At 37.1% G+C, this 16,253-nt stretch carries 14 protein-coding genes; 12 read left to right on the top strand and 2 right to left on the bottom strand.

Annotated elements, in window-relative coordinates; translation table 11 throughout:
- The first annotated feature begins 6 nt into the window (after positions 1–6).
- The 3 genes from MT489_RS15510 (at position 7) to MT489_RS15500 (ending at position 3,570) form a co-directional block, all read left to right on the top strand.
- Entirely contained in the window at positions 7–1,578 is a 1,572-nt protein-coding gene (locus MT489_RS15510) for a SagB family peptide dehydrogenase (protein WP_244682468.1), read from the top strand.
- 718 nt (positions 1,579–2,296) lie between these two features.
- On the top strand, positions 2,297–2,713 hold the full coding sequence (gene arr, locus MT489_RS15505; protein ID WP_244682467.1) for an NAD(+)--rifampin ADP-ribosyltransferase: 417 nt from the start codon (positions 2,297–2,299) through the stop codon (positions 2,711–2,713).
- Between the two features lie 107 nt (positions 2,714–2,820).
- Complete coding sequence (locus MT489_RS15500) at positions 2,821–3,570, top strand: DUF6612 family protein (protein ID WP_244682466.1); 750 nt, start codon at positions 2,821–2,823, stop codon at positions 3,568–3,570.
- Positions 3,571–3,705: 135 nt separating this feature from the next.
- Here MT489_RS15500 and MT489_RS15495 read toward each other — a convergent pair whose 3' ends face one another.
- Positions 3,706–4,971, bottom strand: coding sequence for an FAD-binding protein (locus tag MT489_RS15495; protein WP_280518651.1), 1,266 nt, complete (start codon positions 4,969–4,971; stop codon positions 3,706–3,708).
- Between the two features lie 766 nt (positions 4,972–5,737).
- Here MT489_RS15495 and MT489_RS15490 point away from each other — a divergent pair.
- Both MT489_RS15490 and gerQ read left to right on the top strand, forming a co-directional pair.
- A complete protein-coding gene (locus tag MT489_RS15490; protein WP_307415894.1) occupies positions 5,738–6,214 on the top strand; it encodes a cell wall hydrolase in 477 nt (158 codons plus the stop codon).
- Positions 6,215–6,238: 24 nt separating this feature from the next.
- The gene (gene gerQ, locus MT489_RS15485) at positions 6,239–6,694 is read left to right on the top strand and encodes a spore coat protein GerQ (protein ID WP_244682465.1); all 456 of its coding nucleotides are present in this window, start codon (positions 6,239–6,241) and stop codon (positions 6,692–6,694) included.
- A 594-nt stretch (positions 6,695–7,288) separates the two neighbouring features.
- Here the strand turns inward: gerQ and MT489_RS15480 are convergent.
- A complete protein-coding gene (locus MT489_RS15480; protein WP_244682464.1) occupies positions 7,289–8,848 on the bottom strand; it encodes a carboxylesterase/lipase family protein in 1,560 nt (519 codons plus the stop codon).
- Positions 8,849–9,161: 313 nt separating this feature from the next.
- Between MT489_RS15480 and MT489_RS15475 the strand changes: the two genes are divergently transcribed.
- From MT489_RS15475 to MT489_RS15445, 7 genes are all read left to right on the top strand, one after another.
- Positions 9,162–9,608: a hypothetical protein gene (locus tag MT489_RS15475; RefSeq protein ID WP_244682463.1), complete on the top strand. Its 447-nt coding sequence runs from the start codon at positions 9,162–9,164 to the stop codon at positions 9,606–9,608.
- 1 nt (position 9,609) lies between these two features.
- Entirely contained in the window at positions 9,610–9,981 is a 372-nt protein-coding gene (locus tag MT489_RS15470) for an iron chaperone (RefSeq protein ID WP_244682462.1), read from the top strand.
- Positions 9,982–10,171: 190 nt separating this feature from the next.
- Complete coding sequence (locus MT489_RS15465; protein ID WP_244682461.1) at positions 10,172–10,474, top strand: Dabb family protein; 303 nt, start codon at positions 10,172–10,174, stop codon at positions 10,472–10,474.
- Positions 10,475–10,672: 198 nt separating this feature from the next.
- On the top strand, positions 10,673–11,191 hold the full coding sequence (locus MT489_RS15460) for an STM3941 family protein (protein ID WP_244682460.1): 519 nt from the start codon (positions 10,673–10,675) through the stop codon (positions 11,189–11,191).
- A 31-nt stretch (positions 11,192–11,222) separates the two neighbouring features.
- The gene (locus MT489_RS15455; RefSeq protein ID WP_244682459.1) at positions 11,223–13,181 is read left to right on the top strand and encodes a DUF2207 domain-containing protein; all 1,959 of its coding nucleotides are present in this window, start codon (positions 11,223–11,225) and stop codon (positions 13,179–13,181) included.
- A 553-nt stretch (positions 13,182–13,734) separates the two neighbouring features.
- Entirely contained in the window at positions 13,735–14,601 is an 867-nt protein-coding gene (locus MT489_RS15450) for a DUF6612 family protein (RefSeq protein ID WP_244682458.1), read from the top strand.
- A gap of 766 nt (positions 14,602–15,367) precedes the next feature.
- Positions 15,368–16,246 (top strand): hypothetical protein, encoded by an 879-nt coding sequence (locus MT489_RS15445; protein ID WP_244682457.1) that lies wholly within the window; start codon positions 15,368–15,370, stop codon positions 16,244–16,246.
- Positions 16,247–16,253: the final 7 nt, after the last annotated feature.

Genomic DNA, 16,253 nt, shown 5'->3' with positions numbered 1-16,253 from the left:
TTCAGGTTGGAACTAGATACATTCCTATACAATCTGCATTTTGATACTGATAAACTTCTTCCGTCGGATTGGCAACCAGATTGGGAAAACGCACCACTTCCTTATAAACTATACCGTGGCTTACCAGAGGTCCCACTTACCTCAGATGCACCGTTAACTCTGAAAGGGAGAGAAGTTCATTCAATACCAAGCCTAGAGGAGTTTGGTCATTACTTATGGTATGTATATGGTCTTACTCGTTACTCTCAAGTTGCTTCCATTGACGGCACCGAGGAGAAACCTACTGTAAGCTACGCCCAGTTGTTTCGCAGATTTGTTCCCTCTGGTGGAGCGTTGTATCCCAATGAATTATATGTGTACTTAAAGTTGGAGGATGTACCAGAGGGAGTTTACCACTACGATGTTGCACACCATCGCCTTTTATTGCTGCGAGAAGGCAACTACGATTCCTACCTATCCCGAAGTCTTGGAAATCGTTATAATCTTTCAGATTGTTTTTGCACTGTTTTTGTATCGACAGTTTTTTGGAAAAATTTTTATAAATACAATAATTTCTCTTACAGGTTACAAGGGTTGGATGCAGGCGTGCTAATTGGGCAATCGTTGGAAGTTGCGGGTAGGATGGGATTCTCAACAAGGGTATGTTACCAATTTCTAGATCGTTCTATCAATCATTTGCTTGGGCTATCTGAACAGGATGAAAGTGTATATGCTGTAATCCCATTATCTATTTATAATGTTGACCAAATTAATTTAGAAAAAAATATTTCTGCAACGGAATTGTCACGGGAACTTCCGTTGCTCAAGCATGTAACATATAACCGTTCAAAGAGAGTCATTGATTACCCTGTGCTGAAAGAGATCAATGAAGCTTCGATGTTGGAAACAACACATTCATTTGTGAACAAAAAAAAAGATGTTCCTCTTAACAATGCATTAGGTACAGAGTTAATCATACTGCCATTTACGGAGGAATTGTCATACGATCTGGCATCCGTTTGCAGAGAGAGGCACTCTCCTGATACTGATTTTATGATAGGGAAAGTCAGTCAAACAAAAATATCCACATTGTTAAAAGAGACCTTTGCATTATCGTACCAAAATGACCTTGACGACAAAAATAGGGATGCTGAGACTGGTCTAAATTTGTATGGCAGTTTTTATAATGTTGAAGGTATTCAAGATGGTGCTTACGCCTATGACAAAAACGTTCATGCACTTCGGAGAATATCTTTGGGGGATTTCCGGGAGTATATGCAAAACGGTTTAACAGTGCCTAATCTAAATCTATTTCAGGTTCCGCTCTGTCTGCATGTTGTTGGAGACAAAGACCACTTCAAAAAGGAACTGGGCTATAGAGGATACAGAATTCAACAGATGGAAGCAGGTATACTCGTGCAGAGGCTGCTCTTAACAGCATGTGCTCTAGAGATGGGAGGTCACCCACTATTAGGATTCGATTCGATCCAAATTGATGAACTTTACGGAGTCAATTCAACAGAAAAAACGAGCCTTATACAAATCCCTGTCGGTCCATACCGTCCCCGTCTCTGGCTAAAAGGAAGTTTGAATAGCTAGGATAGAAAGGAGTAGTAAGTATTTTGGAATTGATTCAATTGAATTTTAAAACTTTAAGGATTGGACTGGTGAAAATAAGGAGATTATCCATGCCTAGTTGGAGATTTTGATTGAACTTTTTTAATTTTTGCATCAAAAAGTTATTGTTAAAATTTCTTGCACCTCAATAACCATAAAAAGGATTACATCTTAAAAACTTTTGTTGGCTTCATTAAGCGCCTAACGGGTTTTTTTGATGAATATCGCGCACTGTTTTCATACAACATTAAAGATATTACAAACTCTCATCTTACGGGCGGCATGATGTAAAAAACTCTGCCCCTGATATATCAAGGGTTAGAGCACCTTTCATCAAACCGCGGTCAATTCATTGGCCATAAGGACCATAAATTCATTTTAAATCAAGAAGGTCTTTCATCAATTCATGAAATTGTGAGGGGCCTTTTTTTAACCTATAGTTATAGGGCCTTAAGTTTTTTCAACTTCTTTGATAAGCAAAAATATTAAGAGTTACACATAGTTCGCATCGCACGGAAAAGGAATTAGAATCAGAGTTAGATTGGATTCAAGTTTGCATGGTTTTGGAAATAATATTCCAGAGGTGTTTCTATCTTCGAATAGGATTACTTACATTATACTATTATTTATAGGTGCTTTTTTTGTAATTTCTATACTACAATGTTATACATAAATCTAAAAATATAAGAGGTGTATCTGTATGAATGACAAAAAAGATGTCTTAGATAAAGGTCCTTTTTTTCATGGTACTAAAGCAGAACTAAAAATTGGAGATTTATTAGAACCACAGCACTTATCAAATTACCAAGATAAAAAATCTAACTATATATATTTTACTGCAACATTAGAAGCTGCTAAATGGGGTGCTGAATTAGCAACATCTAAATCAAAAGAAAGAATTTACATGGTAGAACCATTAGGTGAATTTGAAAATGATCCGAACTTAACCGACAAAAGGTTTCCTGGAAACCCAACGCGTTCCTACAGGTCTAAGTCTCCTTTGAAAATAATAGCTGAATTAGGTTCATGGGAAAGGCATTCTGATGAAGAAATAAATCATATGATTACATCTTTAAAAAAGTTACGTGAACAAGGAAAAGCTGCAATAGACGATTAAGCCTTAAAATTTATAAACTTTTCCGTAGACGGCGTGTGAGCCCCATTGGACTGCTGAATGGCTCTTCTTATATCCCGGCCATACCAATAATTAAAAGGGGGATTTCAATGACCTTGAAACGTTGGAGTTTTTTCTTTGCTCTTGCAGCTGTCCTGATTCTGTCGGCCTGCGGGGGGAATAAAAATTTATCCAAAAATGAAGTGATGGAAAAGCTTGTTAAGGAGAAAAAAGCCATTGAAAATTATGAAATCCAGCCGTCCCTTAAAGTAACAGTGGTAGTGGCAGGAGCCACCCAGCAAGAGCAGGAATTGAGCGGGGAAGCCCAATACATTGAAAAAGATGATCCTGATATGCACGCAAAGTATTTTTCGAAAAACAAAAGCCCAAACACAGGAGAGATAGAATTCGAATTTTATAAGGTTGGAGATCAGCTTGTCGCTAAAGAAAATGGTGCAGATTGGAGAGATGCCAAACAAGAGTTAGGTTCTGATAAGCTGCTCGAAGCCACCTATCATGTCTTGGTGGATAAAATCGAAAGCATCAAGGATGAACTGGAGATGAAGGAAGAAACAGACCATTATACATTCACCTACAAAGGGGAAAGCTCCGAGATCTTTGCTGCATTTGAGACTCCCTTGAATATCAAGTTCACAGGGGTCGACACATCGGCTATCAAGTCTGATTTGAAATTTACTGTGGATAAAAAATCCATGCGCCTAACGAATTTGAACTATAGCGCAGCCGCAGAGAATATGAATCAAAAAGTTGTCCTGAATTCTAAATTAATCTTTGCAAATTTCAATGAAATTAAAGATATTTCTATTCCCAAAGAGATAACAGATAAGGTCTTTAAATAATGTCCGAAATTAACAAAAGGAATTGTCTAAGAGAGGCAATTCCTTTTGTTATGTGCTTTAATTTCAGGGTTTCTATTGTTCACCCTTCATTTTACGTGCAATTCTAGCAATAAAGATCTATTTCGCACAACAACCTCACTTTACCTCATTAAATATATATTTATTCAAGAAGTTATTACGAAACTTACCATTCGGATCATACTTCATAAGCAGTTGCTGGAAAGCAGGCATCTTTTCATAAAGTGATTGTATTTTTGCAGGTGAAGTAGTAAACAGCTTACCCCAATGTGGCTTTGCTTGAAAAGGTTCAAGCTGTGCTTCGATGAGCGGCAGCACCTGCTGAACTTCCGCCCATTTATCCTGCCAGGTAAAGTGAATGGCGACTGAATCCTGCTTATAGCATGGGCTCATCCATAGCTCGTCCTTCGCAATAGTCCGCACTTCTGATATAAGTAGATGTGGAGCAATTTGTTTACGAATGTCACTAATAGCACACAGTGCTTCATAGGCATGCTCGCGGGAAAAAATATATTCACTTTGAAGTTCTTGACCTTTACTTGGGGTAAAATCCATTCGGAAGTGTGGCAAGCGATCTAGCCAATCCCCGGGAACTCCTAACTGCGCTGTACAATTCTCGGCTCCAACTCCTTGTACAGGATGGAGATTTTCTTTAGCCGCTTTTGCTCCGTAAAATTCTTTTTCTAACTCAAAAGTCGGATCATTAGTCAGTTTGCTTTTCAGCCACACCTGATTAAACATTTCGTCCTGCCAATCTGTAAACAGACTTACGCTATAGGCACTGGAAAAAATAGTATCAAAATTGTGAGCTAGTTGTGCTAAAGGAAGATTTTCGTAAACGTCCTGCCTCATTTGATAACTTGGTAGGACATCTAATGTTAGTTTTGTGACGACACCTAATCCACCTAGCCCAACAATCGTGCCATGTAATTCATCTTCCGATTTCTCTCTTGAAAAAGTTACAATACTTCCATCAGCGGTGACAACTTCCATAGCACGTACAGCTGCTGCTAAATTTTGATTGCCTTTACCTGAACCATGTGTTGCTGTTGCACAAGCTCCAGCAACTGAAATATGTGGAAGGGAAGCAAGATTATGTAAAGAATAACCATGTAGCTGGAGCGCATGACAAAGATCACCATACTTGATTCCTGCTTGCACGGTTACGGTTTTATTATCACAATCAATAGATAGGACTTTGTTGATTTTTTGCAAGGATACTATATTATCTTTCGAATCTGCAATGCTATTAAACGAGTGACGTGTTCCAATCACACGTAGCTTTGTTAACCTTGAGACTAATAGTTTAACCTCTTCAACAGATTCAGGTTCATGCCAGTTAGTCGTACTATATTGAAAATTTCCTGCCCAATTGCTTATCATATCAATTAATCCTACTCCTTTATTGATGTAGTAAAGTTTTTAAGAGCAATTGCAAAAGATCTATGAATAAATGCTAATTATTCTAATGAATTTTATCTCTTTTATAAAAGAAACGAAGTGAAGGAAAATTTTTATTGAAGAAATAAATCAAAAAACAATGGTAGTAATCCATAATGAAAAAATATGAAATAATTTCGCACTATTTTTTAACGATTTCATATATTTATTATTCTATTTACACCGATTATATCCTTTAATGTTCAAGGTGAACTTCTGATTAATCAAATTGTAAACCTTCAGCTATTAACATTTTCAAGGCAGACTTTACGTAATACATAAAAAGACCTTCACTAGAAAGCGAAAGTCTTAAGATAAAAAGGCTACGAAAGTCTCTGTACTTAACCATAATAAAAAATAAAGTTTGCAACCAGGCATCATTATCTTGCTTTCTAAATGTCATATTTTGTGTGATACCGTAGGAGTACGAAGTTAGATAGATTTGCTAGGCTAGCAGCATAAGGTATCACTACAATTAAAAATTTATCTGGACGGGGTAATAAAGTTCATGTCTTAAATATGGGTTTAATCGAGGTTATTCATACAGGTAGGTTAATGTTAAGTGCAATGTTCGCCCTTTCGGTAAAATGGGCAAACATATGTCCTAATATTATGAACTTTCAGAAGCAAAGTATTTGGGCTGATAGGCAAGTTACCAAAACCAGCTTTAGGTAATAAGTTACTTGTATATACCGAAGGTGGTGAGAAAATGGGTCGACGAATAAAACATACTTCACGTGACGTGGAGGAGTTAGCGAGGCTCATGCTTGCGGAAGCAATCGGTGAAGGCGTTCAAGGGATGAACATGGTAGGCTCGGTTGTGGCTAATCGAGTCGAGGCAGACTGTGCTCCTGACTTCAAAGGGTTGCGCAATATCAGACATGCGATCTATCAAACAATACCTGGAACCAATATTCCTCACTTCGAGCCTGTCTTAAATGGAACATTGTATACACAACGTCCCACAGAAGCTGACCTCCAGAGGGCTAGGAATTTGTTACACGGTGATAGAGAACCTCGTGCAAGAATGAATTTGTGGTTTTTTAACCCCAGTCCGGGGAAAAAGTTCCGAGCTCCATGTACCGAAACAATGCCAAGATCCCCCATGACGAAGTTCGATTTTGCGCACAGGAACCATTGCTTCTATGTCGCGGTGCCGGGCTATTGCCCAGAGTTTTATAGATAAATTAATTAAGGAGCTGATCTTCCCATGACTAGTGGAGAATCTGGTCATCATCCAATGAATTATTATCCTGGTTTTTATCCCTCTTCCATGATGCGGACCAGTCGCGCACAACCTGCTCCGATGGCTATACCTTCTGGCCCCTCGTATGCTGCCCCAGTGGTCCCAATGGGGACCACGCAGCAACTTCTTGCAGGCACTATGGAAGAATCATTTATTGAAAATATCATTCGCATTAACAAAGGTAAGGTAGGTACATTCTACTTTACTTATCAAGGTAACACCAAATGGAATTCAATGGTTTACCACGGACGTATAGAAACAGCCGGTCGTGACCACATCATCATTAGCGACCCGTCCAGCGGCAAACGCTACCTGCTAATGATGGCAAATCTCGACTGGGTGGAATTTGATGAAAAAATTAACTATCCTTTCCCGAAAATCAGTCCGAATGTCCAGGCGACCCTGACGACAACAGAATGAGTTATAGAATGCTTGAAACCCGCTTACTTCTTTTGGAGGATGAGCGGTTTTTTAGTTCTGACCACATATAGAATGTAAATTCGGCAATAGATTGAAGCGAACGTTTTTCGTTGATGCTATTGATACAATAAAGGATAGTACAGATGATAAATTCGGTCTGTATGCTTGTTTTGCGAGGAAAAGAGTCAAAGAATCTCTACCCGTATAAAAACACCTTTCACTAAAGAAAAAGCATAAAGACTCTAATCTTCCTTACGGTTACTTTATAAAGGATGAAAAATTATAACAAAGAAATGAGCAATAAAATAAGCTACAGGAAAATTATTCCTTTATATATAAAAGGAGTCGGAATTGGATCTATCGCAATAATAATATATAAAGATCCGGCCTCTACATAACAGCATGAGAAATAAAGCACAAAAAACATGATATAAGGTTTTTAACTCAGATTAGGGTAGAGAGAACTCCATAAAGCAGTAAATTAAATACCGAGGTTATGATGAAACAAAAAGTGAGCCACTAAACCCATCAAAAAGGGAAAACGTGGCTCTATTTATTGCAAATAAATAAAATGTTATATTTTTTCTGTTTTACTCAATGTTGGATGTCTTCGTTTTTTACAATGGATTCAAATGATGGCTCTATACTTGAATGCAGGGCAATTAATTCATGATCATAATTATGCTTTACTTCGCACGCTCTATCAAAAATCATCGTCGCCTCATCTCCTGGTTTACAGGCTGGCCATTCCGGTAGATCGTTTGAAGTTGGCGTGCCATTCTTTGCAAAACTGACCCATGCATCAAACATCTGCTTCTCCAACAAATCTGAAACACCATGAATATTACATACTGGAACCTTATCCGTATTACGGAAGACAAATGGAATTTCGCTGCAATGCCAAGCAGTCCTTCCGCCATCGTAAGGAAACTCTAAACTAAACATATACGAATACGTAGGAGCCTCCTGATGCTCCGCTTTCTTAGCGATAAAATCAATAGAAGGTGCACGGAATAAGGAATCGATAAATAATAAGTCTGTCAAATTTTTCTCAGGATAAGCTTCTTTAAAGAGGCTTATTAGTTTTTCACTATTTTCTCCGTATCTTATTGTAATGAATTCTTCCATTTGGTCACTGGATAGCTTTTCTTTGTCGGCAATTCCTGGTCCAAATGCTGGAAATTCAGCGAAAACGGTGCCTACCATAACAGGTATAGTTTTCGCATGATCAGTAAACCCAACAACTCGTGGATCGCCTACATAAAAATCATTATGAATTGGGGTACAACCAACATAATGGCCTTCTTTCGACAGTTTTTCAGAGACCTTGTTATAGGCTTCAGCCAAAAGTGGATATGGAATAGTTTCTAGCTTTTCGACTTCTCCCTCTCCGTAGCCAAGTTCATTTAGCAAGGCTTTTACAATCTCTGTTCCATCTACTTTTTCTGTTGCTACAAAGCCATCGATCAATCCACTCTGTATGATTCCTTTATGAAATAAACCATCTGCTTCTGGAGTCTGCATCAATGTCCATACTTTCATCCCGCCTCCAGACTGTCCAAATAAAGTTATATTGCTAGGATCCCCACCAAAGTTTTCAATATTATCTTGAATCCACTTTAACGCAGCAACCATATCGGCATTCCCTGCATTGCCAGAATTGTTATATTTCTCCCCGAATGGTGATAAATCTAAATAACCTAAAATATTTAAACGGTGATTTAAGCTTACTACGACGACATCACCAAATTTACTCATATTTTCCCCATCATAAGCTACTTGCTCAATAGAGGAACCAGCTGAAAAACCACCGCCATGCAGCCAAACGAGAACCGGTTTTTTAGCGTTTTCATCGATACTTTGGGTCCAAATGTTCAAATACTGACAATTTTCATCCATTGGCCAATAACGATGGGGAACAAGTAGCTCACCTGAAGGGTGCTCCTGTTTCAACAAAGGACTTACATACCCGTAAGATGTTGCTTCCTTCACACCTTCCCACGGCTGAACTTCAGTAGGCATCTGAAATCGTTTAGCGTCTGCATATTTGATGCCTTGGAAAGTATATGTACTATCAATCTTATAACCTCTTAATTTTCCAGCTTTTATTTCTACTATTGGCTCTGTTTTGCTACAAATAAATGTTCTCGACATATCATGTTCCCCCTTATTTTTCCCAGCTCAATCAATCACTTTTAGGTAGATTTATCCTATTAAATCAATCATAAACGAATAGAACAATTAATGTAAGCGGTATATTTAAAGTAGTTAAATTCAGTATCTACTGCACTCCCCAATGGGTAGGATGATGTGATAATCCTAACCTAGGATTTAGTTAACAACTTTTTGGTATCATTGTGGTAAATGAAAGCAGGCTTCCCATAAGTTGTCCAATCTTGTGTGAAGCTTCTTTTTTTTGTTGTTGTGTTACAATGAACGTATCATTTTTATTTGTGGGGGCGAAAAAATGTATATTGTTTTTACATATTTTGTTACCCTTTTTGTAATAGTGATATCAGTCTTTATTTCACTTTTATTTAAATATGAATTAGAGAAGATGTTTCGAGAAAAAAGGAATGTGCTTCCTTTTCATATATGTAATGTGCTAATTACATTAATGGTTTCTTTTGGGGCACATACGGTCATGACAATTTATATCGCTAGGAATGAATTTAATTTCCTACTACAATTAATCATTCTCCTGTTCATGATCTTTCCCATTTATTTTGTAGGTCACTTAGCATTTGAAAAATATAAATTAAAATACTGGCCATACGAAACTACTGACAACAAGAAAGTGATTGTCCTTAACGATAAATACTTAAAAAAGAAAAAACTGCCCTCAAGATTGAGAAATTATAATGCTGCTTCTAAGGAAAATAAATCAAAGAGGCATAAAATCAAAGGAGGATGAAATGGACATTTTTGCGAAATATTTAGCTGGTATTGATAACCTCGACCACCGTGACCGAACAGGTGAAATTTTTGAATGGATAGCTAATAAATTTCCAAATTTGGAACCGCAAATCAAGTGGAATACTCCAATGTTTACCGATCATGGTACATTTATTATTGGTTTTTCAACAGCGAAACATCATTTGAGCGTTTCACCTGAAGAAGTAGGCATTGAACGTTTTGCTGATGATATAGCACAAGCAGGTTACAGTGCTACTAAAGGTTTGTTTCGAATTCCATGGAAAGAGCCGGTGAATTACGAATTACTTGAGAAAATGATTGAATTCAATATTAAGGACAAGGCAGAGCATACGAATTTTTGGAGGAAATAATATATTGTGCCTTATCGAACAAACGCATGACATTAATAAAATGTCATGCGTTTTTGCAACTCAAGAAAAACACATATAGTTTAAAAGTCGCATGCATAAATTGTCACCGTATCTTCATCACTAGAAGGAGAATACAAGTTTTTGTAGAATCTAAGATTATACTAGAAACGAATTGAAAGGATGAAAAAGTATGTTTGAACATATGGTATTTTTTAAATTTAATGAAACGATTACTTCAGAAAAAGAACAGGAACTTTTAGATAAGCTGCTAAGTTTTAAAGGGAAAATTCCCGGCATTGTCGAACTCTCTGCAGGATTTAACGTTACGGAAGAGGAAGAACGTAAGCAAGGTTACGGTTTAGGTTTACGCGTAACATTCGAAAATAAAGAAGCTCTTAATCTATACGGCCCACATCCTGTTCATCAAGACTTTGTGAAATCTTTGGATGGTGTAATTGAAAATGTAGTTGTAGTGGATTACCCAATAGTTTAATGTCCGATTATCCATGAAATAATGCCTTAAGGTCATTATAAAAAAGCAGATAAGTAGATTGGATGGTTTTGCAAAGTATTATTTTAATTGAAATCTGTATTTATTCTTATCCTCCGTAGGTCATTCGGAGGATTTATTTTATTATTGAAAGCCTTTAAGCTATATAAGACATATTTTAGGCCTAGGGGGACCGCTTGTATGAGTGAGTATATGATAATGCCAAAAACTAAAAGGATGGTTACGCTGGCATTTTTTTCTTTAGTTTTTGTAATGGTAGGGATTTTCATATTAGCGAGTGGAAGTTCGATAGGACCTTTGATTATAGGGGCTCTTACAATAATCATTTTTGGTCTTTGTTTTATATATTATGTTATTGTACTCATAAAAAGAGAGCCAGCCATTATTATCTCTAATGAAGGAATTATCGACAAATCTAGTTATATTGGACCGGGTCTTGTTAGATGGGACGAAATAGAATCTTTTGAATTCATCAATTTTTCAGGACAGTTATATCTTGGCATTTATACAATTGATAGGGATTTGGTAATCAATCGGATGAGCGGAATAAAAAAAGTGTTCAATCAAATAAACAAAGGCTTATTAGAAACACAAGTTAATATCCCGGTTAAAAATCTAAACTGTTCCATGGATGAACTGGTTGATGCAATTAATGAACGTTGGGAACAGGCGAATAAGAAAGATGAATATCAAATTTGAGTAAAAAGAATAAAAATTGGAGGGAGCTGTTTTGAAAAGAATTTATGTGATTCCTATTATTATTTTTATTATTTCTTTATTGAATGCCTTTCCAGCAGATGCCCGCTCTTTTTCTATTGATAAAGTTCATATCAGGGCGTGGATTCAGCCAAACGGAGATCTGCTTGTCAATGAAGTTTTTGCCTATACCTTTGATGGCGAATACAGTACGGTGAGGAGATCGGTTCATCTGGATGGCCATGATGGCATTGGAAAATTCGAGGCGTATGAGCTGTTGAACCAGAACGGGGTGCCGGGATTCATTGACATGAGCGAGCTGCGCACACTTGAAGTGGAACAGAAGGGCAATGACTTTATTGCAAGTCTTCCCGCAAGCAACGAAACAAAAACCGTCTTCTTTTTATATGAATTGAAAAACGCAGTACGTTCTTATGATACATATAGTGATTTGACCGTTCCGTTTTTCGGTACAGGGAAAAACCATGATTCCGATTTACACAACGTGACGATTGACTTCGTTTTTCCCGAACTTGTAAAACTTGCTGATTACCATGCATTCATTCACGAGCAGGATGGCAAGCTTATGGAAAGAAATGAGGAAGTGGTTAGATTTCACACACCCATCTCTCAAAGAGGGGAACTAACGGAAGTAAGGCTGTTGTTTCCATCCGCCATTATGAGGGATCTAAGCAAAATGTCTGCTCCCGTCAGCCTCGAAAAAGTTCTTGAAGAGGAGAATAAGCTCGCACATGCTGAGTTTACAAAGACGGAAACACAATCAAGAATTACTACCTTTTTATATACAGCCACGGTCATTTTCACTTTGGCAGCACTAGGACTAGTGTTTCTGCCTCAACGTTTTTGGCGGGGAAGTGGTAATTACAGTGGCTTACTCTCTTACGACCCGCTACAACTATATGTAATCGACCGTGCAGGGAAAAGGGATCATTTTGCATTTTTGGCCGGCGTTCTTTCCCTTGTTGAAAAAGGACTTGTCACCATCAGCGATACGAAGACTTTGACACGATTCGCACGGGATGGGGAAGCACCAGAGAAAACCCTCAACTTTACATACCGTACGAGATTTGGGCAGTTGTCAGAATGTGAGAATATGTTTCTGGACTGGCTGTTTACGCGAAGAGTCAGAGGCGGGATCCGGATTTTTTCTATGAATAATATATATGGAGCAACAAAAGCAGAGAAACAAGAAGGAAAATCGATGCATGGCTACTATTTGAGGCGGTTCCGCTTCATGCAAATGGAGAGGCGTTGGTTTGACTGCATTATTCAGGATATGAAAGACTCAGGATTCTTCCATGATGTGTTTACTCGCTCTGCAGGTAGAATTTTAATGATCACTGTAATGATAGGGATTGTTCTCACATACTTCATGGCTTCGGCTCCGGGCTTTGGAATTTTATTGTATTTAGCCGTATCAGGCTATTTGCTGAAAAAGGGCTGGACGACAGATGAGCATTCTCCAATGCTTTGGTTTTGGTCCGTATCACTGCTCTCAGCTCTACTTTTCATAGATCCTTATATACGTTTGCCTTACATTCTGTTCATATTATCAGCGGCACTACTTTTTGCAGCTTTGCCGAAATATATACTTTCAAGTGAGGCGGCTAATATTCGAGCTGATATCCGCACGTTTAGAAAACGGCTAAAACAAGAAGGCATGCCTTCCGCTGAGGCCGGTGCACAGCTTGATCAGTTGATGGGAAGGGCTCTCATTTTAAGGGCAAAGAGATTCACGATAGAAATAAATGAATCTGAGGAATTCATGAAGGCTGCTCCACTATCGGCATTTATTCTTTCTGAAGGTAGCCCGATGGACTATTTATTGAAAACATGGAAATTAAGCAAACCACCGCGTGCTTTTTATAAAACGAAAAAGTCTCAGAGCGACAACGGAGGTTCTTTTGTTGATAGCGGCTCAGGGGGAGGCAGTGCAGGCGGTGACTCCGGTGGAGGTGCAGGGGCTGATTAAGATAAAAAGTGAGGTTGGCAAAGGATGCACCTCACTTGTATCTATTTAGATCAACCTAAGATAGTTAATGATTCAATTGTTGAAACGGTAGAGAACATAAAATAAGTAAAGTAATTTTCATTAGATTAGGACATGGAATACCGAAAAATAAGTGAATATGTAAGAAGTTAATGCTATCGGTTTCAAAATAAAAAATCGTTTGAGAATTTTTCATATAAAGTTCTTTGTGGGAAATTGATTATGATCGATATTCACTGTAATAATAAAAAAGTATTCTTGCCTTATTGATATTTTAAAGGTGAGAATACTTTTTTCTTGTTAAGAATTTCTCTTTCATCTCGCCATAAGTTATTATTGGAAACTTCCTTTGCACATTTTAAATGAAATCGTTAAGATGGCGTTTATGAAAGAGGAACCATAAATTTTAGCGAAAAAGAATATTTAGACGGGACTTTTGAACGAAACTATGAAAAATCGAAACTATAAGGATATGAAACCGTAAATATATTCAATCGCCCTATTGCTTTTCAAAATTAAAGGAGATGATGAACGGATGAAAAAAATAATATCTATTATTCTTGGAGGCTTCATGATATTGATGCTTGCAGCCTGCGGTCAGACAGCAGAACCGGTAAAAACAGAGGCAGAATCGAAGAATGCTGTTTCTGCAGGGAAGGAGCAAGCGAACAAGGAAAAAGAAAGTAAACTTACTTTGGAAGAGGTATTCAAGAAGACAGAAGAAGCCAATAAAGATATTAATAGCTTTGCAAGTCAAATGAACATGAAGCAGAATATTGAGGTCTCCGGAGAAAAGCAGGAATTCCAATCAGATATTGAAATGGAATTTATATTGGAACCAATGGCACTGCACCAAAAGATGACAATGTCATTAGCTGGAGAAAAGCAAGAAGTTGACGCTTACCTTACTAAAGAAGGGTTTTATATGTATGAGCCGAATGAAAAAATGTGGTTTAAACTTCCTGAAGAATTTTCTACACAAATTCTTCAAATGTCTGAGGGCCAAACAAATCCGTCTGGTCAACTAGAACAACTAAAAGAATTTGTTGATGAATTTGAATTTCAACAAGACGACAAGAATTTTATTTTGACGTTAAAAGCGTCAGGCGAAAAGTTTGATCAGTTTTTAAAGGATAATGTTAAGAATGTTTTACCAGCTGAAATGCAGGCGGATAATATGATGGGTGACATGAAGTTCAACGAAGTAAAATATGAATTGCATATTGATAAAGAGACTTTCTATTTAAATACGTTGAACATGGTATTAGATACAGATACTCAAATTGAAGATGAAAAAATGAATATGAAGATTGATATGCAATCTACTTACAGCAACTATAATAAGGTGGAAAACATTGAAATCCCAAAAGAAGCATTGGAGAATGCACAGGAAATTAATTAGAATAATCTACGTAGATTAGATGGGAAGCTTAGGCTTCCTTTTTTTTATTGGATTAATATAAGTTGAATACTTTTACTGTTTTAAGTATAAATTTTGATCTTATTTTTGCACACTCAGCTAGAGTTATATTCTAGCGTTTTTTCTTGAGTGATTTCTTGAGTGATTTCTTGAGTGATTTTTTGATTGAGTTTGTATTTTTATCCTCCAATCAAAGGAACTTTCATCCATTGTCGATTATACAACATTGGTGATATCTTTATGCAAGATACAAGATTGTCTAGAATTTGCATGAGTTTTGATTCTTTCCATATATGACAAAGCATTAAGCAACACTTTTCTACATAAATAAAATACCCTTTTAAGTAGTCAATTCCTATCAATTTGTTGGAACGGATATAAATATAGACATTCATTATCATGCATTGATATCACTAGAAAGTGAAGCGGCTGACACTTTGCATTCTAATGAAGATTTTCACAATAATGATTATTGAGGTTCAAACGAAAAAAATGAATTCTCTAAGAAAATAAAAAAGTTCCAAAGACCTATATTGCTTTTGCAGATAAGTGTTAACATTTTTTTAAAGCAAAAACAAAAATCCAATTTACGAGATTTATGCTCCGTTAGAAGTTCAAGTCTTGTTATTTTTCATTTTAATGACTAGTTAAAAAGATCTATTTTTCTATCGACCCTATAAAAATTGATAGTTTTTTCGAATAACTAGATGTCTACAAAAAAGGACAAAAATTGACGAGGTGATGAAAAATGAAAGACAAATTGAAGAAAACTGGAGCAGCCCTCCTTATCGCAGGTTTTACAGTAACAGGAACAGGCTATGCATGGGCAAATGGATTAGATTCTTTTGAGAAGGATTCTACAGAGTATGTAGCTAATGAATCACAAGAAGTAGAAGTTACAACAGAAGAAAATGTAGAGTTTGAAGAAATACATGCAGATGATGAAGCTGTTAACGAAGAAATTGAGAATGAAGCGGATGAAACAGCAGAAGATGTTAATCAAGAAGAAGTAGAGAATGAAGCAGGCGACGCTGTGAATGACGCTGATCATGAAAGTGAAGATGAAACAGTGGATGATGCAGATAAAGAAGAAGCAGAGAATGATGACGAATCATCAGTAGAAGACTCTGATAAAGGGGAAGTAGAGGACGAAGTTGGCGAAGATGAAGTTGATCAAGAGGAAGGCGAAGTAGAGGATGGAGCAACGGAAACGGAAGAAAGTACACTTCCGGCTACTCCAGAAGGTTATAAGGCTGGTAATCTAGCTGCTCTTGGAAAAGCCTACGAAAATGTGAAAAATCCAACAGCAAAAGCTGCTATTAAGCGTAATATGGAACGCTCAGTTGAAAGATGGGAAAACAAGCAATCGAAAGCTGAAGAGTCAAAGCAAACAACAGAAACAGAGCAAACTGAAGTAAAAGAAGAAACTGTAAAAGCTGAAACGCAAGTCAAACAAGAAAAAGTTACTAAGGAAAATAAAGTGAAAGCTCCACAAGCTCAATTAAATGCAAAGCATGCTGAACAGAGAAAAGAGTTAAGAGATACTCAAAAAGCAGAGCGTGAAGCGCAAAAAACAGAACGAAAAGCGGGAAAAGAACAAAAGCAAAATAATGGAAAAAAGAACTAATTCCAGA

The sequence above is a fragment of the Lederbergia wuyishanensis genome (assembly GCF_022900255.1).
GTDB classification, from domain to species: domain Bacteria; phylum Bacillota; class Bacilli; order Bacillales; family Bacillaceae_C; genus Lederbergia; species Lederbergia wuyishanensis.
This window is presented reverse-complemented; position numbering and strand designations above follow the sequence as displayed.